Origin of the sequence: Pandoraea pnomenusa (assembly GCF_040391475.1) — a bacterium.
Taxonomy (GTDB): domain Bacteria; phylum Pseudomonadota; class Gammaproteobacteria; order Burkholderiales; family Burkholderiaceae; genus Pandoraea; species Pandoraea pnomenusa_C.
Map to the genome: position 1 here is coordinate 165,711 of NZ_JBEBXS010000001.1, position 23,330 is coordinate 189,040.

General features: G+C 66.1%; 13 protein-coding genes. 5 read left to right on the top strand and 8 right to left on the bottom strand.

Features of this window, described 5'->3' with window-relative positions:
* Nucleotides 1-46: 46 nt before the first annotated feature.
* The gene (phbB, locus tag ABWO90_RS00705; protein ID WP_353189278.1) at nt 47-790 is read right to left on the bottom strand and encodes an acetoacetyl-CoA reductase; all 744 of its coding nucleotides are present in this window, start codon (nt 788-790) and stop codon (nt 47-49) included.
* A 462-nt stretch (nt 791-1,252) separates the two neighbouring features.
* Here phbB and ABWO90_RS00710 point away from each other — a divergent pair, with 462 nt between their 5' ends.
* The 4 genes from ABWO90_RS00710 to ABWO90_RS00725 are packed head-to-tail and all read left to right on the top strand — an operon-like array spanning nt 1,253 to nt 7,909.
* On the top strand, nt 1,253-2,431 hold the full coding sequence (locus ABWO90_RS00710) for an efflux RND transporter periplasmic adaptor subunit (RefSeq protein WP_353189657.1): 1,179 nt from the start codon (nt 1,253-1,255) through the stop codon (nt 2,429-2,431).
* Nucleotides 2,428-5,664 (top strand): efflux RND transporter permease subunit, encoded by a 3,237-nt coding sequence (locus tag ABWO90_RS00715; protein WP_353189279.1) that lies wholly within the window; start codon nt 2,428-2,430, stop codon nt 5,662-5,664. The genes ABWO90_RS00710 and ABWO90_RS00715 overlap by 4 nt, the downstream gene beginning before the upstream one ends.
* Nucleotides 5,661-7,220, top strand: coding sequence for an efflux transporter outer membrane subunit (locus ABWO90_RS00720; protein WP_353189280.1), 1,560 nt, complete (start codon nt 5,661-5,663; stop codon nt 7,218-7,220). The genes ABWO90_RS00715 and ABWO90_RS00720 overlap by 4 nt, the downstream gene beginning before the upstream one ends.
* Nucleotides 7,217-7,909, top strand: coding sequence for a TetR/AcrR family transcriptional regulator (locus ABWO90_RS00725; RefSeq protein ID WP_353189281.1), 693 nt, complete (start codon nt 7,217-7,219; stop codon nt 7,907-7,909). The genes ABWO90_RS00720 and ABWO90_RS00725 overlap by 4 nt, the downstream gene beginning before the upstream one ends.
* Here the strand turns inward: ABWO90_RS00725 and ABWO90_RS00730 are convergent.
* A complete protein-coding gene (locus tag ABWO90_RS00730) occupies nt 7,822-9,069 on the bottom strand; it encodes an MFS transporter (protein ID WP_353189282.1) in 1,248 nt (415 codons plus the stop codon). The two genes, ABWO90_RS00725 and ABWO90_RS00730, sit on opposite strands and share 88 nt — an antisense overlap.
* 153 nt (nt 9,070-9,222) lie before the next feature.
* Nucleotides 9,223-14,322 (bottom strand): ESPR-type extended signal peptide-containing protein, encoded by a 5,100-nt coding sequence (locus ABWO90_RS00735; protein ID WP_353189283.1) that lies wholly within the window; start codon nt 14,320-14,322, stop codon nt 9,223-9,225.
* A gap of 211 nt (nt 14,323-14,533) precedes the next feature.
* On the opposite strand from ABWO90_RS00735, the gene ABWO90_RS00740 reads away from it, so the two are divergent.
* On the top strand, nt 14,534-15,793 hold the full coding sequence (locus ABWO90_RS00740) for an NAD(P)/FAD-dependent oxidoreductase (RefSeq protein WP_353189284.1): 1,260 nt from the start codon (nt 14,534-14,536) through the stop codon (nt 15,791-15,793).
* Nucleotides 15,794-15,921: 128 nt separating this feature from the next.
* Here the strand turns inward: ABWO90_RS00740 and ABWO90_RS00745 are convergent, their stop codons facing one another.
* The 5 genes from ABWO90_RS00745 to ABWO90_RS00765 form a co-directional block, all read right to left on the bottom strand.
* On the bottom strand, nt 15,922-16,857 hold the full coding sequence (locus ABWO90_RS00745) for a universal stress protein (RefSeq protein WP_353189285.1): 936 nt from the start codon (nt 16,855-16,857) through the stop codon (nt 15,922-15,924).
* A gap of 172 nt (nt 16,858-17,029) precedes the next feature.
* Nucleotides 17,030-18,025: an aldo/keto reductase gene (locus tag ABWO90_RS00750; protein WP_353189286.1), complete on the bottom strand. Its 996-nt coding sequence runs from the start codon at nt 18,023-18,025 to the stop codon at nt 17,030-17,032.
* 147 nt (nt 18,026-18,172) lie between these two features.
* The gene (bcsG, locus tag ABWO90_RS00755; protein ID WP_353189287.1) at nt 18,173-19,816 is read right to left on the bottom strand and encodes a cellulose biosynthesis protein BcsG; all 1,644 of its coding nucleotides are present in this window, start codon (nt 19,814-19,816) and stop codon (nt 18,173-18,175) included.
* 12 nt (nt 19,817-19,828) lie between these two features.
* On the bottom strand, nt 19,829-22,486 hold the full coding sequence (gene bcsA, locus ABWO90_RS00760) for a UDP-forming cellulose synthase catalytic subunit (RefSeq protein WP_353189288.1): 2,658 nt from the start codon (nt 22,484-22,486) through the stop codon (nt 19,829-19,831).
* Nucleotides 22,483-23,259: a cellulose synthase operon protein YhjQ/BcsQ gene (locus ABWO90_RS00765; protein ID WP_353189289.1), complete on the bottom strand. Its 777-nt coding sequence runs from the start codon at nt 23,257-23,259 to the stop codon at nt 22,483-22,485. Before ABWO90_RS00765 ends, bcsA begins: the two co-directional genes overlap by 4 nt.
* Nucleotides 23,260-23,330: the final 71 nt, after the last annotated feature.

Consider the following 23,330-nt stretch of genomic DNA (forward strand, 5'->3'; position numbering starts at 1 on the left):
GTGAATCTCCTGAGTCAGTAATGAGTTGCCGATGTGTCGCTGCGCGTTACTCCATGTGCATGCCGCCGTTGATGGCGATATTGCTGCCGGTGATGAACCCGGCATCGTCCGACGCGAGAAAGGCGACGAGCGCTGCCACCTCATCGGGACGGCCGAGCCGTCCGACCGGAATCTGCGGAAGAATGCGCGATTCGAGCACTTCCTGGGGAACTGCCGTGACCATCTTCGTGGCGAGATAGCCCGGCGAGATCGTATTGACCGTGACACCCGACTTGGCGACTTCCAGTGCAAGGGCTTTCGTGAAGCCATGCATGCCCGCCTTCGATGCCGCGTAGTTCGCCTGCCCGAAGGCGCCACGGCTGCCGTTGACCGACGAGATGTTGACGATGCGGCCCCAGCCGCGCGCCACCATGCCGCCGAAGATCGGCCGGGTCATGTTGAAAACGCTATCGAGATTCGTGCGCAATACCGACTGCCAGTCTTCAGCCGTCATCTTGCGCATTGTCGCGTCGCGCGTAATCCCCGCGTTATTGATGAGAATGTCCACCGGACCGGTGTCGGATTCGACGGCCTTCGCACACGCTTCGCACGACGCGAAATCGGCAACATCGACACGATAGGCGGCGAATTCGCGCCCCGTTTCGCGCATGCGTTCGACCCAGGCTTCGCAATCGTGATTCTGCGGGGAACAGGTGACCGCCACGCGGTACCCGGCATCGGCAAGGCGCAGGCTGATCGCCTCGCCCAAACCGCCCATGCCGCCTGTGACCAAAGCAATTCGTGTTGTCATGGCTATCCGTCTCTGGTTAACGTCGATCGTTAAACTTCGGATACATCCAGCATAGTCCCGAACCGTAGACTCGCCGCCCCATTCGACACCCTGGCATGACCTTCGCTTGATGCCGGTCAAGCCTCGCCTTCGGAAATGTCTCTCGCCGGCGTTTGGGCGCCGGTCATGTGCTGCCGGGTGTCATGGCTTTGATGCCGCCAGTCGTTGCAACTGGCCCGAGTGCGACCCCAACCACATGGTAATGTTCCTCGGATGTGACAATATTTCCCGATCGAGTCATCGTACTCCAAAACATTTCGCCGGTCGGCGTTTGCCGGGGACTTCACAACAATCCAATGACACGCCCCTATCGATAGTCACAGGCCCCTGTGAAAACGGCGTGACGCCCGTTGCGGCGCATCTGCAATCCATATATCATCGCCCGTAGATTTAATTCCTCACCTTGTGAGCCACGAGCGCATGATGCCTTCTCATATCGATACCGCACCACGCCGCCGCCGGCTCGCGCTGGCGATCGCCACCACGGCCATTGCCGCCGCCGCCCTCACCGCCTGCTCCCGCAAAGCCCCGCCGGAAGCGCCCCCCCGGCCGGTCGTCGCCGTGGCCGCCAAGCTCACGGATCAGGCGCCCATCGCGTCGCTGCCGGCCCAGATCGAGGCGCGTTACACCACGCCGCTGTCGTTCCGTGTCGGGGGCAAGATCATCGAGCGTTCCGTCCGGCTCGGCGATGCGGTGAAGGCCGGGCAAGTCGTCGCACGACTCGATCCGGCGGACCTCTCGAAGAATGCCGCCAGCGCCCGCGCACAACTCGACGCTGCCCAGCATCAGCTCGACTATGCGACGCAAACCGTCACCCGGGATCGCGCGCAGGCGCGTGAGAGTCTGATTGCGCCCGCACAACTCGAGCAATCGGAGAACGCCTACGCGAGCGCCCTCGCGCAACGCAATCAGGCGAACGAGCAGGCCGCGCTGGCCGGCAATCAGTTGAGCTACGGCAATCTGACGGCCATCCGCGACGGCGTGATCACGGCCGAGCAGGCCGATACCGGGCAGAACGTGAACGCCGGACAACCGGTCTACCAACTGGCCTGGACGGGCGATGTCGACGTGATCGCCGATGTGCCCGAAGTCGCGCTTGGCGCGTTTCGGATCGGACAGACCGCGAGTGTCACGCTCCCCGCGCTGGCGGGCAAAACGTGGCAGGCCCGCGTGCGCGAGATCTCGCCTGCGGCCGATCCGCAGAGCCGGACGTATCGCGCCAGACTCACGCTTCTCTCGCCCGGCCCTGACGTCAAACTCGGCATGACGGCGAATGTCGCCTTCGCCCAGCCGTTCGCTGCACCGGTCACGGCGTCAGCCGCTTCCGCAGCAGGCGCGGCAGGCCAGGCGACGCAACCGATCACGCTGCCGTCGACCGCACTCTTCCACGATGGCAACCAACCGGCCGTGTGGGTCGTCAAGCCAGACGACACGCTGGCCCTTCGCCGCGTGCAGATCGCCCGCTATGGCGAGCGCACGGTCACGGTCGCGGGCGGTATTTCGCCGGGCGAGCGAATCGTCTGGCAAGGCGTGCATACGGTGACCGCCGGCGAAAAAGTCCGGGTCATCGCCCCGCTCCACCCCGAGGACTTCGCGTCATGAGCACGCAGGACGGGAAGCCGCCCGTGCCCCAGACGACACCGCCAGCCCCCGCCGCCGAGCCGCAGGACTACCGTCACGAAGAGGGGCGCTTCAACCTCTCCGCGTGGGCCCTGCGGCATCGCTCGCTCGTGGTCTTCCTGATCGCGATGGCGACGATTTTCGGCATCCTCGCGTACTCGCGCCTCGCCCAGTCGGAAGACCCGCCGTTCACGTTCCGCGTGATGGTGATCCGCACCTTCTGGCCGGGGGCGACCGCCAAACAGGTGCAGGAGCAGGTGACCGACCGGATCGCGCGCAAGTTGCAGGAAATGCCGTCGATCGACTTCCAGCGCAGCTACTCGCGCCCCGGTGAATCGCTCCTGTTCTTTTCGATGAAGGATTCCGCACCCGCCAGCGAAGTGCCGGAGGAGTGGTATCAGGTTCGCAAGAAGGTCGGCGACATCGCCTATACGTTGCCACCCGGCGTGCAGGGACCGTTCTTCAACGACGAGTTCGGCGACGTCTACACGCACATCTTCACGCTCGAGGGCGACGGCTTCGGACCGGCGCAACTGCGCGACTACGCCGACGCCTTGCGCACGGTGTTGCTGCGCGTGCCCGGCGTGGCGAAGGTCGACTACTTCGGCGATCAGGATCAGCGTGTCTACGTCGAGATCAGCAACACGCAACTCACGCGCCTGGGCATTTCGCCGAACGACATCGCGCAGGCCGTGAACGGCCAGAACGCCGTCTCGCCTGCCGGCACCATCGACACGCCCAACGACCGTCTGGTCGTGCGCCCCAGCGGTCAGTTCCGCAGCGTCGACGAGCTCGCCGACACGCTCATCCGCGTGAACAACCGCACCTTCCGCCTCGGCGACATTGCCACGATCAAGCGCGGTTACGTCGATCCGCCCGTTTCGGAAATGCGATTTGGCGGCAAGCCCGTGCTCGGCATCGGCATCACCATGCAGAAGGGGCAGGACGTCATTCACCTCGGCCGCGCACTCACCAACACGATGGGCGAATTGCGTGCCCAGTTGCCGGCCGGCCTGACGCTCACCGAAGTGGCCAGCATGTCGCAGTCGGTGTCGCACTCGGTCGACGACTTCCTCGAAGCCGTGGCCGAAGCGGTGGCGATCGTGCTGATCGTCAGTCTCGTGTCGCTGGGGTTCCGCACGGGCATGGTGGTGGTGATTTCGATTCCGGTCGTGCTCGCCGTCACCTCGCTGTTCATGTACATCTTCGACATCGGGTTGCACAAGGTCTCGCTCGGCACGCTTATCCTGGCGCTCGGCCTGCTGGTCGACGACGCCATCATCGCCGTCGAGATGATGGCCGTGAAACTCGCGCAAGGCTGGGATCGCAAACGCGCCGCCGCCTTCGCCTATACCAGCACGGCGTTCCCGATGCTCACCGGCACGCTCGTCACCGTCTCGGGCTTCCTGCCCATCGCACTGGCCAGATCGAGCACCGGCGAGTACACCCGTTCGATCTTCGAAGTCTCGGCCATCGCGCTGCTCGCGTCGTGGCTTGCGGCCGTCGTGCTCATTCCGCTGCTCGGCTACAAGATGTTGCCCGAGCGCCCGCGCGAAGCGCATCACGGCGACGATCACGAACACGAGGTCTACGACACCAAGTTCTATAACCGCCTGCGCGGCTGGCTGACGTGGTGCATCGAGCGCAAGATCGTGGTGCTCGCCATCACGGTGGTGCTGTTCCTGATTGCGATGGCCGGTTTCTCGCTCATCCCGCAGCAGTTCTTCCCGAGCTCCGACCGTCCGGAATTGATGGTGGATCTGCGCTTGCAGGAAGGCGCGTCGTATCAGGCCACACTGCGCGAGACGCAGCGCCTCGAGAAATTGCTCGAAGGCCGCAAGGAAATCAATCACACCGTGAGCTTCGTCGGCACGGGCGCGCCGCGCTTCTATCTGCCGCTCGACCAGCAACTGCCCACGCCGAACTTCGCCCAACTGGTCGTCACGACCAGGTCGGTGGAAGATCGCGAGGCCCTTGCGCAGTGGCTTGAACCGAAACTGCGCGAGACCATGCCCGGCGTGCGCACGCGCCTGTCGCGGCTGGAAAACGGACCGCCGGTCGGTTTCCCGGTGCAGTTCCGCGTGAGCGGCGACGACATCGGCACGGTGCGCAAGATCTCCGAACAGGTGGCCGACGTCATGCGCGCCAACGGCAACACCGTCGACGTGCAGTTCGATTGGGACGAGCCGTCGCAACGCTCCGTTCGCTTCGAAGTGGATCAACAGAAGGCGCGCGCGCTGGGCGTGAGTTCGGCGGACATCTCGAACTTCATCGCCATGTCACTCACCGGCTACGACATCAGCCAGTACCGCGAGCGCGACAAGCTGATCTCGATTACGATGCGGGCGCCGAAGGCAGAGCGTGTCGATCCGGCGAAGATCGCCACGCTGGCGATGCCCACGCCGAACGGCCCCGTGCCGCTCGCCACGCTCGGTCGTGTGGTCAATAAACTCGAGTACGGCGTGATCTGGGAGCGCGATCGTCAGCCGACGATCACCGTGCGCTCGGACGTGCGCGCCGGCAAGCAAGGGATCGACGTGACCGACGCCGTCTACAGGAAGCTCGGCGATATTCGCAAGGCACTGCCGGTCGGCTACCGCATCGAGATCGGCGGATCGGTGGAAGAGTCGGCCAAGGGACAGGCGTCGATCAACGCGCAGATGCCGATCATGATCATTGCCGTGCTCACGCTGCTGATGATCCAGTTGCAGAGCTTTGCGCGCACCATGCTGGTGGTGCTCACCGCCCCGCTGGGCATGATCGGTGTCGTGGCCACATTGCTGCTTTTCGGCAAACCGTTCGGCTTCGTGGCGATGCTCGGCGTGATTGCCATGTTCGGCATCATCATGCGCAACTCGGTGATTCTGGTCGATCAGATCGAGCAGGATGTCTCGGCCGGGCACCCGCGTTTCGATGCGATCGTGAGCGCCACGGTGCGGCGCTTCCGACCGATCACGCTGACAGCCGCGGCCGCCGTGCTCGCGCTGATCCCGCTGCTGCGCAGCAACTTCTTCGGCCCGATGGCCACGGCGCTGATGGGCGGCATCACGAGCGCGACCATCCTGACCGTGTTCTTCCTGCCCGCGTTGTACGCCACGGCATTCCGCGTGCGGCACGACGAGCGTGCGTCGCATGGCACGAATACACCCGGCGCCCCTGGCGCAACCGGTACGCCCGCAACGCCGTCCGGCACCCCGCAAGGAGACCCATCATGACTTCGCGTCTCACCCTGCGCCGCTGGGCCCCGCTCCTGCCGGTCCTGCCGTTCTGGCTCGGCGCCTGTTCGTTCACGCCGGGCGACAAGCCGCCCGCGATGCCCTCGCCCGCGCACTACGGCGTCGATGCCGTGCCGGCGCGTACGGTGAGCGCACAGGGGGCGTCTCAGCAGTTCGACGTCGGCGCCGCGCCCGTCAAGGCATGGTGGTCGGCCTATCGGTCCGACAAACTCGACGCGCTCGTCGACGAGGGGCTGCGCAACAGCCCGAACCTCTCGTCGGCCGATCACGCATTGCAAGCCGCCCGCGAGCAGTTGAAGGCACAGGTCGGCTCGTCGCTCTTCCCGTCCATCGACATCGGCGGCGAAGCCGCACGCGAGCGCAATCTCGGCATTCCGACCTTCGGGCCGCCGACCGCGCTGTACAACATGTTCGTGGGACAGATCCAGGCGCGCTACACGTTCGACTTCTTCGGGGCATCGCGCTTCGCCAATGCGTCGCTCGCGGCACAGGTCGATCAGCAGGCGTTCCAGCTCGCGTCGGCGCGTCAGGCGCTGGCGGCGAACATCGTCTCCGGTGCCATCAGTGCATCGGTGCTCGGTGCACAGGTCAAGGCGACCGAGCGGCTCGTGACACTCGCGCAGACCGATGCCACGGAGATGGCACGGCGCGAAGCACTCGGCGCCGTGTCGCGTGCCGATGCGCTGGCATCCGCACAAACGGCCGAATCGCTCGCCGCCTCGTTGCCGGGGCTGCGCGCGCAATGGCAATCGACGCGTCATGCGCTGGCCGTGCTGCTCGGCCGCACGCCAGATCAGGCACCCGACGACCTCTCGCTCGGCGAACTGAAGGTGCCGGAGCGACTGCCGGTCGTGGTGCCTTCGACATTGCTGCAAACGCGCCCGGACATTCAGGCGGCGGAGATGGCGCTCAAGGCGGCATCGGCCGAGGTCGGCGTCGCCACCGCGCAAATGTTCCCGAGCCTGTCGCTGACGGCATCGATGGGCAAAGGCGGCTTCAACTGGCCGACGGTCATGTCGAACGCCGGATCGTTGTGGAGCATTGCAGCATCGATCTCCCAGCCGATCTTCCACGGCGGCGCGTTGCTTGCGCAGCGGCGCGCGGCGATGGCGACCTACGAGGCGTCCGTCGATCAGTACAAGCAGACTGTATTGACCGCGTTCAAGAACGTGGCGGACACGCTGGCTTCGCTGGAGGCGGACAACACTTCGCTGCTGCACGCGGACAACGCCAGCGCCGCCGCCGAGCAGATCTACCGGGACACGGCGGCACGCGTGCGTCTGGGGGCGCTCCCCGCGTCGGCAGCACGCGGACGTGAGCAACAGTACTGGAACGCCTATCTGACGACAGTGCGTGCAACCGGCGCGCGTTTGTCGGATACTGCGCTACTGTTTTACGCGATGGGGGTGCCGCAGGAACCCGCCGCCAACGGTGCAGCCCAGTCCGGAACGCCCGACACCGGGAACCCCGGTCAGACGCCGGACGCCGCGCTCGCACCGGTGGCTCGCCCCGCGCAAGATGTCGCCAGACGATGACTGCCACACCGATTACCCGGGGTCGACGCCCCAAACACCTTCCCGATGGCCGCGCGGCGCTGCTGAGCGCAGCCATCCACGCCTTCTCGCAACACGGTTACGACGGGGCCAACCTGCGCGGCATCGCCCGTACGGCGAAGGTCGACGCGAGCCTCGTGCGCGTGCATTTTGGCTCCAAGGAACAACTGTGGCGCGCGTGCGTCGACACGCTCGAAGCGGCCCTCGCCGAGCCGGGCGAGCGTTTGCGGGCGCTCTCGCTCGACACGTCCCGCCCGGTCACCGACCGCCTGAAGGAAGCCATCGCGATCATCGCCGCGCACGCAGTGAGTCATCCGGAACACAAGCAGTTCATCGCCCAGCACGCGTCGGAGACCGGCGAGCGCGGCGCGATTCTTCACCGGCATCTGGTCATGCCGGTGTACGACTGCATGGAGCCGCTGATCGTGCAGGGTATGGAGACGGGCGTCGTGCGCGCCGAACATCCCGCCATGTACTTCTGCCTGCTGGTGCATGCGCTGCATCCCCCGCCCGGCTCGCCGGTGCTGATGCAACTGATCGCACCGCAAGTCGGCGGGGACGCATTCGGCCCAGCACTGCTCAATCAGGTCGCCATGCTGTTCTTCGCCTCCCCCGACGGCAAGGCCGCGCCGGTGTGCAGCACCACACCGCGACGTTCGCGTCCGAAGTAGACCATCACCGCAATCACAACAGCCACCGTCCCGGCGACGAGCGCCATCGCCAGCCCGAAGTTGCCGTCGTGCGCTTTCGCGATCATGGTCTGCAAGTTTGCGTTCACCGAAGCGAACAGATTGCCGAGTTGATAGACGAGCCCCGGAAAGGTGGCGCGAATCTCGTCGGGCGACAGCTCGTTGAGGTGAGCCGGGATTACGCCCCAGGCGCCTTGCACCGAGATCTGCATCAGGAACGCGCCAACCGCCAGTAACACTGCACCACTCGAGAACGCCCACAACGGCAGAACAGGCAAGGCGATCAACGCGGCGATGATGATGGCCCGACGTCGGCCGATCTTCTCGGAGATCGCACCGAAGAACAGCCCACCGATGATGGCGCCGATGTTGTAGGTAATCGCAATCCAGCTGACCGTATGCGGCGCGAACTGATGCTGCACCTGCAGGAATGTCGGGTACAGGTCCTGCGTGCCATGAGAGAAGAAGTTGAACGCCGTCATCAGCACGATGGCGTACAGCGCGAGCTTCCAGTCACGCGAGAGGACCTGAAGGAAGTTGGCGCGCGGTGCTGCGCTCGTGGCATCGCCCTTTTGCCACGCGGGCGACTCCGGCACGTGTCGCCGGATGTAGAAGACCAGCAACGCCGGCAAGACCCCCACGAAGAACATGCCCCGCCAGCCGAGGCTCTCGTAGAAGAGGCCGTACACGACGGATGCCAGCAGGTAGCCGCTCGGGTAGCCCGCCTGCAGCAGCCCGGAGACGATACCGCGCGAGTGCGTCGGCACGCTCTCCATCGTGAGCGCCGCGCCCACCCCCCACTCGCCGCCCATCGCGATACCGAAGAGCGCGCGCAGGATCAGCAGCACCGTCAGACTCGGGGCGAAGCCCGAGGCCAGTTCGAGCAGCGCGTAGAGCAGCACGCTCGCCATCATCGCGGGCCGTCGCCCGAACTTGTCGCCGAGCCGCCCGAAGACGAACGCCCCGACCGGGCGCATCGCCAGCGTGAGCAGCAACGCAAACGCCACGCTGCCCAGCTCGGTATTGAACTCCTTCGCGATGTCCTTGAGCACGAACACCATCAGGAAGAAATCGAACGCGTCGAGCGTCCACCCAAGATAACTTGCCGTTACCACATGCTTCTGTTCTTTGGTCCAGGACATGGTGTCTCCTTCATCGGCGGCAATAATGCGCGACGAATTGACTCTACTCCTGAATCCGGATCGTCATGCGAGCCGGGGCCGAATCGCCCCGGAACCCGTATGGATGCTCGGCACAAAGCTTTGCGACGAAGGTTTTACCTGCTACAACACTCGTCAAAAGCGATAACTCAGGCCAACGCGCGCAGCCTGCGCCGACGTGTTGCCGGTACCGACCAAGGCGTCGACACTCAGATCGAGATCGAGTGCCTTCGTGAGCGGAAGCTTTGCACCGGCGCCGACCGTCAGCATGGCCCGCGAAGGCGCGATCCCCGCGATGACGAAGCCGGTACCGTCTGCCGCAGTCACGGCGACGTTGCGATCGGTGCTCATCGTCTCGTAGGCGAATCCGACGCGCGCTTCGATCATGGCCGGGCGTGCCGAGGGGGAAGCCAGCGGCAACCCGATCGACAGTCCGACGTACGGTTGCAGACTGCGCAGACTAATGTTGCCGACGCCAAGGTTCTGGCTCGTCGGCCCCGTCTCCGAGAGACTCTGACCACCGTAATACGCGTATCGTGCACCCGCGCGCGGCGTGACGACAACCGGTCCGACCGTCAGAGGCAGGCTCGCCTGCAGTCCTGCGTGGAACTCCTGTGCGTGACCGTCGGCCTGCGCTTTGCCGAGCGTGCCGAAGCTGCGCGCCGTCGAGAGGAAATCGTAGGCATAGCCTGCCGTTGCTCCGACGTTGACCGGCCCAAACCAGCGGCCGCCGTACCCGGCAAGGCGAATCGCGTCGACGGTTCCCTTCGTTCCGGTCGACTCCGACACATCGACATGCGTGTAGCCCGCCGCAGCGCCGACCGTCCAGTCGCCAGCGCGGTGTTCCAGACCGGCAAGGAAGCCGAACGTGCGGCTGTCGTAGGAAGGAATGCCGTTCTCGCTGTCCGTGCGTGCCTTCTGGCCGGTGAGTTGCATCCAGCCCGCGGTGTCGGGCCCTGCGCAATCGGCTCGCGCCGTCGTCGACATGTCGCATGCATTGCCCAGACGCGCAAGCAACGTCTCGTTGGTTCGCTGCGTTTCGCGCATCGCCGACCCCGCCAGCGCGCCGAAAAGCGTTGCGTTGGTCGGCGCGACGACAACGCCGCCGACCGTGCCGTTGCCTGTCAGCGACGCCACCACGCCGTCGGTCAGTGTGCTGATGTCTAGCGCAATGCCTGACGGCGCGTTCGACACGACATTCGAGAACGTACCCGCGACCGAGTTGGCCGCGATAAGTCGGTACGTCGCCGCCGAATACGTGCCGGGGCCGAACAGCACCTGAATCGTGCCCGCCAGCGTGGCCGTGCCGTTGACGATCAGTTGCGACGCCGACGTCGGACTGATGTCGAACATCAGCGTGGCCGACGGCGACTGCGTGTAGTTGCCGTTGATCGTGAGCGTGCCGATGGAGCCGCCGGGACGCACGGTGCCATCGTTGCGCACGCTCCCGGCAACCGTGCCGTGACCTCGCAAGGTACCGGCGGCATTCACTTGGACGTCACCCGCGAGTCGCGCCGTCGGCGTGTTCAGATCGCCGACTTCGAGCGTCCCGCCGTTCACGCTCGTCAGGCCCGTGTACGTGTTGATGCCATTGAGGATCAGCATGCCCGTGCCTGACTTCGTCAGCCCGCCGCTCCCGGAAAGGGTGCCGGAGAAAACACTATCGAGCGCGGAGTCCGACGTCAGTGTCGTCGCACCAAGCAGTACGCTGCCCGAGCCACCGAGCGTGCCGACCGTCTGCGCACCCGCCGTCGAGACATCGAACAGCGCGCCCGACGCGACCGCCACGCCCGACGAACTCGCAATCGACGCGTTGGGCGTGAGCCGCAGCGTGCCTTCGTTCACACGCGTGGCGCCGGTATAGGTGTTTTGGGCCGCCAGGACCAGCGTGCCCGGCCCGGCCTTCGCGACGCTGCCGCTGCCGGACATCGTCCCGTTCACGGTGAACGCATTCGAGGCGGCTTCGATGTTGATCTCCCCGCCGTTTGTGCCGAGCACGATAGGACGCGATGTCGACGCGTAAGCGGTGCTCGTCACATGAAACGCGCCGCCGTTGAGCGTGAGCGCGCCTGCGCTTGCGCCGAGACTGGCGTCCTGACTCACCGCCAGAACGCCGGCATCGACGGACCATGGCGTGACACCGGTGGACGTGCCCGTGAGTGTCCAGACGTTGCTGTCGCGCTTCGCATACGCGCCGAATCCGATGAACGTGCTGCCAATCTGCGAGACGTCGAAGGAATCGTTGGTCGTTCCGCCAAGCGCAAGTATGTCGGGACTCGCCGCGCCGCTATGACTGACCGCGTTGCCAACCAGCGTGTAGCCGGTCTGGAGGACGAGCGCGTTGCCACCCCCGGTCATCGATATCGCGCTGGCGCGGGTGCTGCCGGAAAAGTCGGTGCCACCGACAATGGTGCCGCTCAGATTGATGGTCGCGCCCCCGGTGGCGAGCAAACCGACACCGCCAGCCGTGACGGTGCCCTGCCCGTTGCCCCCGCTTGCCCCAAGGATTTGCCCGGCGTTGGTCACCGTGCCGCCCTGTCCCACTACCACGCCTGCGGCGCCGTCGGCCTTGTGGCTCTCGCCCGCTTGAACGGTTCCGCTGCTGCCATTGACAAGCGTTGCGCCCGAGCTCACGCGCGCGCCCACGCCCCCGGTACCGTCCAGAAAAAGGACGCCGAGATTCTCCGATCCATTGCCGCCTTTGACGATGCCTTGGTTCGTCAGTGTCGCCCCTGTGAGGAGCGTGACGCCGTCTCCGCCCGTCCCGCCATGTCCTGAATAGACGATGGTGGTAGGTGTCGTGCCGTCTGCCCCCCCGTCGCCGCCGAAGATCATGCCGTAGTTGGTCGCGCTCGCGCGGTTCGAAAGGATGACGCCGCTCCCGCCGTTGCCGCCGTCGCCAACCAATCCGGGGAAACCGGCATCGCCGATACCGCCTCGCCCCCCAGTGCCCCCCGTGATGCTGCCGCTGTTGGTCAGTACGGCGCCCAGCCCGGAAAGGTCGACACCGGCGCCACCGAGCCCGCCCGCGCCGGCACCGCCTCCTGTGTTGACGAGCGTGTTACTCCCTGCGCTCCCTCCCATGCCACCGTTACCGCCAACCAACGCCCCTGGTGCCCCAAGGACACCGCTTCCGACATTGGTAATGGTCGTACCCGCGCCCGCCACGATGGCGGTGCCACCTGCCCCTCCCGTGCCGCCGGCGCCCGCCCGTCCGCTGGTGGCAAGCGTTGCGCCATTGCCACTGTCGCCCCCCTTTCCCCCCTCGCCGCCTAGCCCTCCGGAGATCGTCCCTTCGTTGAAGATGGACGTGTCGACGTCGACGACCAGCACGCCCGCCGCCCCCGAACCGCCGCGACCTCCGGCGCCACCCTTCCCTCCCGTGATGCCCTGACCGTTGCCGAAAATCGTCCCTCCCGGCACACCATTTTCGCCGGCGCCTCCGCTTCCCCCCATACCGCCCGAAATCTGCTGACGATTCGCAATCGTGGTGTTTGCCCCGGCAATCAATCCCGCACCGCCGGCACCGCCGTCGCCGCCAGCGCCGCTGTCCCCAATCGTGCCTTCTAATTCGATCACGGACCCAATCGCGTCGGTCAGAAAAATCACCCCCAGGCCGCCCAGGCCGCCGTTTCCCCCGCGTCCGCCTGCGCCCCCCATGATCTTTCCTGATCCGTTCGTGACCAATGCGCCGGCCCCTACCTGCGCACCTGCCCCCCCTGCGCCACCGTTACCCCCGACGCCTGCCGTGCCGCCAACGCCACCGTCGCCGATATCGCCACCGGATGCGCCGGTCGTATCGAACGATATGAGGTTGTACCCTCCCGTTCCGCCCACCCCGCCATCCCCTCCCGCGCCACCGGTGATGACGCCGCCGTTCCCGGTGCCGTCTTCCACAGTGACTATCGGGCCGCTTCCGGCGGCAAGTCCGAGGCCACCATTCCCGCCCGCGCCGCCGCCTGCCCCCAACCCGCTTCTCTCACCCGTGCCCCCGATCGAAACCCCAACGTCCGCGCCCGCCCCACCCTGACCGCCTGCGCCGCCGTTGCCGCCCGAAATGGTGCCTGCACTGCTTCCGGTCGAAACGACACTCGTATCCCCGACTCGCACACCATCGCCTCCGTTGCCGCCTTGCGACGCAACGCTCCCATCGCGACTGCCCGCGCCAGAAATCGAGCCCGCCATGCCGTCGGCCCCAATTCCTCCGTTGCCACCCGTTACCGTGCCAGGAAGTGTCAGCTGAGCGCCGCTTCCCAAATCAATACCACGACCTCCCGCCCCGCCGCGGCCGTTGTCCGCGTTGCCTCCGGTCGCGCCGTTGCCGCCACTCCCGCCCATCACGAGGCTTACAGCGCCAAGGACAACGGAAATGCCGTCAGCACCGCGAATTCCCGCGCCTCCCCCGCCGGCAATCCCCTGCACGAGGCCCCCACCCGCATCCCCCCCTAGTCCTCCAACGGCCGCAGAAACAGTGTTCGCCGTGGACATGTCCAATCGGAAAGCGCCATCGATGAATATGCCGTCGCCACCGTCGCCTCCGCTACCGCCAGTCCCACCGCTGCCTCCTGCACCGCCATCACCACCCACCCCGGCAAACCAGTTGGTTGGCTGAAGATCGCCCGTCACCCTGATCGCGGTTCCCCCCGCTCCACCACCTCCGCCGCCACCGCCTGCTCCAGGTCCCGTGATGCCGCCTGCTCCACCATTCCCGCCGCTCGGGCCATACATCAACACGGCCGTGGTGGGGTCCAGGATGCCGTCCACACCATAGCCTGCGGAAGCACCGCCCCCGCCGCCCGCATTGCCGGTGCCGTCGCCACCGTTGATGTTCGATGACCCCGCCACACCGCCGGCGCCGCCAGCATTGCCGAGCGAATCACCTCCGCCCGCGCCGCCATTACCGCCGTTGCGCCCTCCGCCACCGCCCGCGCCGCCGTTGTTCGTCGACGGATCGAGCGCGCTGCTCTGCCCGTTGCCACCGTTTTGCGTTGTCCCGCTCGCCCCCGCGCCACCTGCCGCCGAAGGACTGCCCCCCGTCCCGGCGCCACCGTCACCACCTGCGGCCTGTGCGCTCGCTTCCGTCACCCCAGCGACTGCACCGATCAAAATGGCCGCAGCCATCGCCGCGCGTCTGGTGCGGCGGCCAGCGCCCCGGGTGCGCGAGCGTCCCGACTCCGACACGACCTGAAACAGCCCCAGACTCGTGTTCCATACCACTCGATAGACGTGATTCACGCGCAGCCCCCGATTTCTTTGATTTGTCGATGGGGGCAGGCTATCGGCGACGCGGCATCAGCACATTGGACTAAAGTCGTAGTCCGAAGAAAAAAGTCGGAATTTCGGGGTCGCCGAACGCCGGGTTCGGTCGCCGCTTCGCGGTATCCGGGACGCCGGCGACCCCGCAATGCATTACACTGGCGGCCGAATTCCTACGCCCTACACGTTCATGTCCGAAGCTACTTCCACCACCGTCATCCTCGGCGCCGGTCAGGCCGGCGGCGAAACCGCCCTCGCGCTGCGTCAACTCGGCTACACCGGCCGCATCGTTCTGGCCGGCAGCGAAACGCATCTGCCGTATCGCCGTCCGCCGCTCTCCAAGGCCTTTCTCGCCGGTCAGGCCGACGAAGCCAGCCTGCTGATCCGCCCGGCCGACGCCTGGGAGAAGGCCGAGATCGACGTGCGCCTCGGCGTGACGGCCACCGCCGTCGACCGCGCCGCGCGCACCGTGTCGTTCGACGACGGCCAGACGCTCGGCTACGACCACCTCGTCCTCGCCCTCGGCGGCCGCGTGCGCCCGCTGCCGATGCCCGGCGGCGACGCATCCAACGTCTATTACCTGCGCAACATCGCCGACGCCCAGCGTCTGCGCGAAGCCCTCACGCCGGGCAAGCGCGTCGTCGTGATCGGTGGCGGTTACATTGGTCTGGAAGTGGCAGCCAGCGCCGTCAAGGCAGGCACCTCGGTGACGGTGCTCGAAGCCGCACCGCGCCTGCTCGCACGCGTTGCCGAGGCCGACCTGGCCGGCTTTTTCGCCACGCTGCATCGTGAGAACGGCGTCGACGTGCAAACCGGTGTCGGTGTCACGGCGCTGGAGCAAGACGCCTCCGGTCAGGTCGTGGCCGTCGTCGCCGGCGACAAGCGCTTGCCCGCCGATGTCGTGGTCGTGGGGATCGGCCTGATTCCGAACGCAGAACTCGCACAGGCGGCAGGTCTGACCGTGGACAACGGCATCGTCGTCGACGAATTCGCGCGCACCAGCGACCCCGCGATTCTGGCAGTGGGCGACTGCGCACACCATGAACATCCGGCACTGGGCCGCCGCATCCGTCTCGAATCGGTGCCGAGCGCCAGCGAGATGGCCAAGGTCGCCGCCAGCGTCGTTCACGGCGACGCCCCGAAAGCCGTTGCCACGGCACCGTGGTTCTGGTCGGATCAGTTCAACGCAAAGTTGCAGATGGTCGGGATGACGGACGGTCACGACGCCGTGGTCGAGCGCCGTTTGCCGGACGCGCAGGGTGCGCCCGTCTTCATGCTGTTCTATCTGCGTGATGGCGCCGTGGTGGCTGCGGCCAGCATCAACCGTGCACAGGAGTTCATGGCGGCACGCGAACTGGTCGGCCGCCGCGCAGTGATCGACCCGGCGCGTCTGGCCGACGCCGCCACGCCGCTCAAGACGTTGCTCGCCGAACTCGGCCCGGCTGCCTGACGCGTTCGACGTCACGTTCGACACCACGCTCGACACCACGCTCGACGTCAATCACGCCGCACCTCCGCGATGCCGCCGGCGCCGTTCCGGCACATCGCGGAATATCGCCGCGCGACCGTCTGCACCGCCTAAGCGTGACGCGCGTGGGCGGGCAAGAGCAGCACCGGACGGCCCGCATGACGGGCCGTGTCCTCCGCCACGCTACCCAACGTAAAGCGACGGAAACCGCGCCTGCCGTGCGTTCCCAGCACGATCACGTCGGCATCGGCATCCCTGCCTGCCGCAATGATCTGGTCGGCGACACCCTCGCCCACCGGCTGAATTTCGCGCATCTCCACTTCCCCCGGCACACCCGCCTCCGTCAGACGCTGCGTCGCCCAGGCGCGGACCTGCTCGCCCACGGCACGGACGGCGTCGAGCATCGGCTCGGGGTCGAAGCCCGCGAGAAACGGCCCCGGCATGTCCAGCACGTGAACGACGCGTAACGTTGCCCCGTGGGTTCGCGCCAGCGCGAGCGCGTAGTCAAACGCCCGGCGCGCGGTTTCGCTGTCGTCGAGCGCAACGAGAATCTGAGCGTAATGCCCACCGGCGCGCAGTGGCTCATGGGGACGCGCTTCACCTGCGACCAGCATCACCGGCACCTCGGCGCTGCGCAGAATCTGTTCGGCGACGCTGCCCAACATGGCACGACTCACCCCGCTACGGCCATGCGTGCCGACGATGATGATGTCGGCCCCCCACTCGTTCGCCTCGCGGGTCATGGCTTCGGGGACGGTCTCGCCCGTGGTGCGCAGATCGAGCAGATGCGCCTGTGCGTCGAACCCCTCCTCGCGCAAGTACAGCACCGCGCGTGCCAGATGCTCCTCGCCTTCGCGCTGCATGTCGCGACGCACCTGTTCCAGATCGATGAGCTTGCTGAATGCCGACGTGAGCAGCGTCACGGGATCTTCGACGGTATGAATCACGCGGATCAGGTCGCCGTTGCGCGCAAAGGCAGCGGCCTCGCGCAGCGCTCGTCGCGACGATTCACTACCATCGGTTGCCAGCAGGATGCGTTTAGTCATGGGCGGCCTCGCATGGAAAGTGGCAGAAGGTCGCGCGCGCCGCGTCGAACTCGTTGTTTCGACTGACGAACTGCCAGCGCGACCCTTCCACTATACCGCCCGATAGTGGCCAAAGACCACCCATCAAGCCTGACATCGCGTCAGGCTCTGATGCAGATCAGTCTTCCGGGCGTTACCGCGCGGCGTCACCCCAGCGATAGGCGTGCGAGGCGTCGTCAAGCTTCGCCTTGAGCGCCGGGTCGAGGGTGTAGTCGATGGTGCCGAGCGTTTCGTCGAGCTGTTCCACGCGGCTCGCACCGATGATGGCCGAGGTCACGACCGGGTTCGAGAGCACCCAGGCCAGCGACAGACGCGTCAGCGACTCGCCGGCATCCTTCGCAATGCCCTTGAGCGACTCGATCGTCTCGAACTCGCGCTCATGCCAGTAACGCTGCTGGTACATCGCCCCCGCCTTGCCGACGGTCGCGGTGAAACGTCCTTCGCTGGGTGCGGCGTCGTGACGGTACTTGCCTGTCAGGAGCCCGCCGGCGAGCGGGTTGTACGGAATGACCGCCAGCCCTTCTTCGCTCGCGAGCGGCAGCAGTTCGCGTTCGATCTGACGAAACAGCAGGTTGTAGCGCGGCTGTACCGACACGAAACGCGCCACGCGCAGCACGTCCGCACGACCCAGGGCGCGCGCAAGACGATACGCCAGGTAGTTCGACACACCGACATACCGCGCCTTGCCCGACTTCACGATGGTGTCGAGTGCCTCGAGCGTCTCGTCGATCGGCGTATCGGTGTCGTCGGAATGGAGTTGGTACAGATCGACGTAGTCGGTGCCCAGGCGGGCGAGCGATGCGTCGATGGCGCTGAGCAGGTGCTTGCGCGAAGCGCCCTTGTCCCACGGCGACGGCCCCATCTGGCCACAGGCCTTCGTCGCCACGATGAACTTGTCGCGACGCCCCTTGAGCCAGCGGCCGACGATCTCTTCGGTGCGCCCGGCGAGCGACGTGTCGGCACCCAGCGGGTAAACGTCGGCGATGTCGATGAAATTGACGCCCGCGTCTGTGGTGCGGTCGAGGATGGCGTGGCTCGCGGCCTCTTCGGTCTGCAGACCGAACGTCATGGTGCCCAGGCACAGGCGGGAAACGCTCAGGCCGGTACGGCCGAATTTCGTGTATTGCACGGTAACTCCCGGAAGGTTCGGATCAGGCGGTGACACTGCACGGCGCCCGCATGCGCATCGCACTTGACGAAAGCGCCTGCGGGAAAACGCACAGTATGCGCGATTCCGGAAAATTTCGCGCAGCCCTCCGGCGTGCCTCGCCGTGCCCTACTCGAGCGACTTCAGGTCGACCCAGACGCCATCCGCGCCACGAATGAGCATCTTGCCGCCGTATCGCATGACGGTCGTGTTCTCGTTCTCGGAGACGAACGCCGTCTGTGGCAGATCGTTCGCGTACGAAGCGAGATCCGGCGTACCCGCGAACGGATTGTTCGCGATAAGGTGCGAGACGAGCGTCATCATTGCCAGATAGCTCGTCGGCGTCGAAATCACCGTTGGCCCGCCGTGCGAACCGCTCGCGGCATCGCCGAAACCCACGAGCTTCACGGCCACCGGCACGTGCGTGATTTCCGGCAACGGAATTTCGCGCATGCCCGCGATCTGCAGCTTGCTGCCGCGCAGTGCCGCACCGTGCTCGGGCACGAACACCACGATCGCCTTGCGTCCCGACTTCTCGATCGTATCGATGAACTGTCCGAAGTCGTCGAACATGGCCTTCGCGCGGATTGGATAGCTTTGCACGCTGGTGAGCTTCGAGCCTTCGAGGCGATTGCCGTCGTGCAGCGAGATCGTGTTGTAGTAAAGCGCTACGCGCTTGTCCGGCAGGGCCGTGCGCTGCTTCCACCACGATTGCAGCACGTCGCCGTCGGAGCGGATCGGCGTCTCGTCGAATGCGCGCATGGCCACGCGCGTGCGCGTGTTGTCGAAGGGCGTCACACCCTGCACGTTGAAGTTCTGCTGCACTTCCTGCATGAAGTTGTCGAAGTGCCCGTCGTGATTCATCGCGAGCTTCGGCGTAAAGCCCAGGCTCTGCAGGTTGCTCATCACGTAGCACTGCGGCCCCGCCGGATCGTACAGGGCCTTGTGTGTCGGTTGCCCGCACCCGGCACGCAGCACGCGAATGGCTGCCGGGCCGCTATAGCTCGCCGCCGAATTGAAGTTCTTGAAGATGTAATCGAAACGCGCGAGCAGCGGCTGGTTCTCGAGTTTGTCGTAGTCGAGATCGTCCTGCGCGAGCGAGCAGATGTGCAGGAAGATGATGTCGAAATCCGGCCCGGCCCCTGCCTGTGCGGGCATCGAGACCGAGCGCGTCAGTTCGCGGGCAAAGAAGGTGTTCAGCGCCGCATTCGGATTCGCCCCCGGGGGCACCTCGCCGTCACCGCTGACGAACTCGCTCCCGCCACCGCCTGCCGTCGCCGCCGCATCCGCCGCATTGGCCGGCCCGCTCGCCAGCGACGTCGGATGGCCCTGCGAGGCAACGACCGGCGGGACCGAGACCAGCGTGCCCACGCGCAGCACGCCCGGCACGATCAGTAACGCGAGCAGCACGAACGTCGTGACCCGCACCCAGCGATTCACGATCCAGTACGCCAGCAACAGAATCGCCAGCAGCAACCAGTCGCGCGCCGAAACGAAGCGGCCGAGCAATTCGATGATGTACGAGAAGCGGAACTGCATCAGCGCGGGCAACTGCTCGATGAAGCGCGCAAACGGCGGCAGGTTCGAGTCGTAGTAGAGCAACGCCGCGCCTGCGGGAATCGCAATCACCTGCCGCGCGATACGCGCCCATCGCGGACGCAGCCGAATCGTGAGCAGCAACGCGAAGATGAAGTTCGGCACCACGTGAAAGCCGATGATGCCGGCCCACAGCAGCAGAAGCTTCAGAATGAAATAGAGGTTCCAGATGCCCATCTTGGGGTTCCCTCAGGTATGACGTGCGCCGCGCAGACGATTCTGCCAACGCGTCACCAGTTTGCTCAGCAAGTAATTGGCCAGCACCTGATAGCCGCGCAATCCCATGCCCAGCATTTCGAACAGTGCCTTGATCGGTTCGTCGCGCGTACGCTCGGCGTCCCAGTCGCGCCACGCGTCGGCCCGCCCGAACGTGAATTGCACGAGATGCTTGTCCTGCTCTGCCGTCAGCGGCATGAAGGCGAGGAACAGCTGTTGCCCACGCGCGCCGACCACGCTCACCGGAAAACCGTATTCCGTGGTGCCGCGCGTGAGCGCCACCTGCGCTTCGGTGCCCGCCGGCAAGTCGAGTGGCGTCGGCAGTTGCAGCGCCAACCCGCCGCCCGAGAAGTCGCGCGTGTGGCACACGAGCGTGCGACCGTCCGGCAGATAGAGCGTGGCGGGCAAGCGCATCGTCACCCGGTGCGTGCGGCGCACCTGCCTGACCTCCGTGGCTACCGCGACCGCGGCGCCCAGCACGGCGAGGTTGAACGTCACCCACGCCAGGTTGAAGACCAGTGCGCCGGTCTCGTGCTCGGGACCGTAGAAGAAGCGCAGGATGCCCGCGAGGAACCCCAGCAGGTTGAATCCGAGCAGCACCAGGTAAGGCTTGGAGATACTCCAGTCGAAGAAGCTTTGCTCGATCAGCCCGCCCTTGGCCGTCACGTTGAACTTGCCGTACCGCGGATTGATGAAGGCCACCGTCGTCGGCAACGCCACGTACCACGCGAGTACCGCCTCATAGACATCAGACCAGAACGAATGCCGGTACTTGCCCTGAATCCGTGAGTTGGCAATGTTCGCGTGCGCGATGTGAGGCAGCACATAGGCACAGATGCTCAACGCCGCCGCCTGCACGATGTGCAGCCCGAAGAACAGATAGGAAATCGGCGCGAGCAGGAAGATGATGCGCGGAATGCCATAGAAGAAGTGCAGCATCGCGTTCGCGTAGCAGATCCGTTGGCCGATTTTCAGGCCACGTCCGAAGAGCGGATTGTCCACGCGGAAGATCTGCGCCATGCCGCGCGCCCAGCGGATACGCTGGCCGACGTGCCCCGACAGCGACTCGGTGGCAAGACCGGCCGCCTGCACGACTTTCAGGTACACCGTGTTCCAGCCGCGGCGATGCATCTTGAGCGCCGTGTGGGCATCTTCCGTCACCGTCTCCACGGCGACGCCACCCACTTCGTTGAGCGCCGTGCGCCGCAGCACCGCGCACGAGCCGCAGAAGAACGCCGCGTTCCAGAAGTCGTTGCCGTCCTGCACGATGCCGTAGAAGAGCCGCCCCTCGTTAGGCACGGCGCCACGCGTGGCAAGGTTGCGCTCGAACGGATCGTCGGAGAAGAAGTGGTGCGGCGTTTGGACGAGCGAGCATCGTTCGTCCTTGAGGAACGCCCCCATCGTCGTTTGCAGGAACGAGCGCACGGGAATGTGATCGCAGTCGAAGATGGCGATGTACTCGCCCTGCGTCTTGCCGAGCGCATGGTTGATGTTGCCCGCCTTGGCGTGACGGTTGTCGGGACGCGTGACGTAATGCACCCCGGCCTGCGCCGCGAAATCGCGCATCTCCTCGCGACGGCCGTCGTCGAGCAGATAGATGTTGAGCTTCTCGGGCGGCCAGTCGATGCCGCACGCGGCATACACGGTCGGGCGCACCACGTCGAGACCTTCGTTGTACGTCGGGATATAAACGTCGACGCTTGGCCACAGCCGCACGTCGGGTGGCAGCGGCGTGATCCGGCGCTGCAGCGGCCAGACCGTCTGAAGGTAGCCGAACAGCAGGATCATCCACGTGTACATCTCGGCAGCGACCAGCGTGTAGCCGACCGTGGCCTCCGCCAGCGTGTCGAACGTCAGCGACTGGGTCAGGCGCCACCACACGTAACGCACCGTGCAGATCAGCGACAGGCCGATCAGCACCAGCACCGAGTACTGGCTGTCGAGCCGCCGGAACACGAGCGCCAGCGTGAGCGTGCAAATCGAGAACAGCAACTGTTCGAGCGGCTCGAAAGGCGTGGTGACAATCCAGAACACACCGATCAGGCCGATCAACGCCACGATGGCCGACGTGACCCGCCACTGCATCACCTGTTCGAGTTTCTGGTCGAACTTGTGCGCCAACTGTGCAGGCGTATCGGGCGGAATGCCGAAGAGTGTCTGCACCAGCCACAGGCGAACCCGCTCGTTGTGCTCGCGAAACGCCAGCCACGCCATGTACGGCGGAAAGGCCGGACGCCGGTCCGCACGACGCCAGAACAACGCGCGCATGATCTGCCAGAAGCTGGCATCGGCGGGCAGATCGAGCCGCTGTGTCAGGCGGTCGTTGCACCACGCGAACGCGCGTCCCGGGTAGTCGGGGCGTCCGGCGCGCGCAGGTTGAAACAGGGCGCGCAGCCACCAGTCGCGCCACTGGTCCAGTTGGCGCACGTCGAGCCGCATGGCCAGACGTGCCACCACATGGTCACCCACCTGCGTCACCCACAGCCGATGGCGCGGCGAGCGCAGCGTGGCGGCGAGCAACCATTGCATGACGCCCGGCGCGCGTCCGTCGGGACGGTTCGGCACCGCCAGACGCAGCGCCACGATCTCGAACCCGAGCCGGTAGAGGGAGCGAAGTGCGTCGGTGATCATGGCATCCCTCCGGTCGCCGCACCTTCCGCCCCATCGTCCGGTCCCGTGGCGCGCATCACCCAGGCGGCGAGTTCGACGATGTCCAGCGCGGCCTGCGAACCGTGCCCCGCCCTGGAAAGCGGCTCACCGGCGGCGGCCACTGTCCCGATGGCATCGTCGCGATGAATTCGCAGGGGCACGACGGCCTGATCACCGCGTGCCTGGATCAGATGCAGCAGATCGTTGTTCAGCGGCGAGTTCGAGGCTGCCAGATTCGGAATCATCTGCGCGCGCCCCGCGCACGCCGCGATCAGATCGGGCTGCGTCACGTAGCCGGTCGTCGTCACCGGCACCACACCGAGCACCAGATCCGCCGCCGCAGCCGCCGCCAGTGCGATGACGTCCGGCAGGCGGTGCGTGTCGATGAAAACACGCGTGCCGTCGGGCCATCCCAGCGCCTCGAGCTGACGGCGCAAACCGCCGGTATCCTCCTGCAGCCATTTGGCCACGGCCGCGACACTCGTCGCGTCGTTGGCACCGGCGGGCAGCAGCGGCACGCCGGCAGGCGTCTCGCGCACGACGTCGCGCCAGCGATCCGGCGCAACGCCGGCCGACAGCACGCCCCGTTGGCACGTCTCGCGCAATCCGAGCAACGCGCCGATGCTGTTCTGCGCATCAAGCTCAAGCACGGCGCCCGGATGCGACGCCTCGGCGAAATGCGCCGCCAGATGCGCACTCACCGAACTGCGGCCTGCTCCACCGGCACTGGACACCACGGCGATCAGGATCAGCATGTGCCCTCCCCGGCCCCGTGGCACAGGCGCGAAGCGATCGGACGGCAGGCACGATGCCGGGTGAACTGACG

Bases quoted from the DNA above. Each gene is read 5' to 3' on its own strand.
- phbB (WP_353189278.1), bottom strand. From the start codon at position 790: ATGACAACACGAATTGCTTTGGTCACAGGCGGCATGGGCGGTTTGGGC.
- ABWO90_RS00710 (WP_353189657.1), top strand. From the start codon at position 1,253: ATGCCTTCTCATATCGATACCGCACCACGCCGCCGCCGGCTCGCGCTG.
- ABWO90_RS00715 (WP_353189279.1), top strand. From the start codon at position 2,428: ATGAGCACGCAGGACGGGAAGCCGCCCGTGCCCCAGACGACACCGCCA.
- ABWO90_RS00720 (WP_353189280.1), top strand. From the start codon at position 5,661: ATGACTTCGCGTCTCACCCTGCGCCGCTGGGCCCCGCTCCTGCCGGTC.
- ABWO90_RS00725 (WP_353189281.1), top strand. From the start codon at position 7,217: ATGACTGCCACACCGATTACCCGGGGTCGACGCCCCAAACACCTTCCC.
- ABWO90_RS00730 (WP_353189282.1), bottom strand. From the start codon at position 9,069: ATGTCCTGGACCAAAGAACAGAAGCATGTGGTAACGGCAAGTTATCTT.
- ABWO90_RS00740 (WP_353189284.1), top strand. From the start codon at position 14,534: ATGTCCGAAGCTACTTCCACCACCGTCATCCTCGGCGCCGGTCAGGCC.
- ABWO90_RS00745 (WP_353189285.1), bottom strand. From the start codon at position 16,857: ATGACTAAACGCATCCTGCTGGCAACCGATGGTAGTGAATCGTCGCGA.
- bcsG (WP_353189287.1), bottom strand. From the start codon at position 19,816: ATGGGCATCTGGAACCTCTATTTCATTCTGAAGCTTCTGCTGCTGTGG.
- bcsA (WP_353189288.1), bottom strand. From the start codon at position 22,486: ATGATCACCGACGCACTTCGCTCCCTCTACCGGCTCGGGTTCGAGATC.
- ABWO90_RS00765 (WP_353189289.1), bottom strand. From the start codon at position 23,259: ATGCTGATCCTGATCGCCGTGGTGTCCAGTGCCGGTGGAGCAGGCCGC.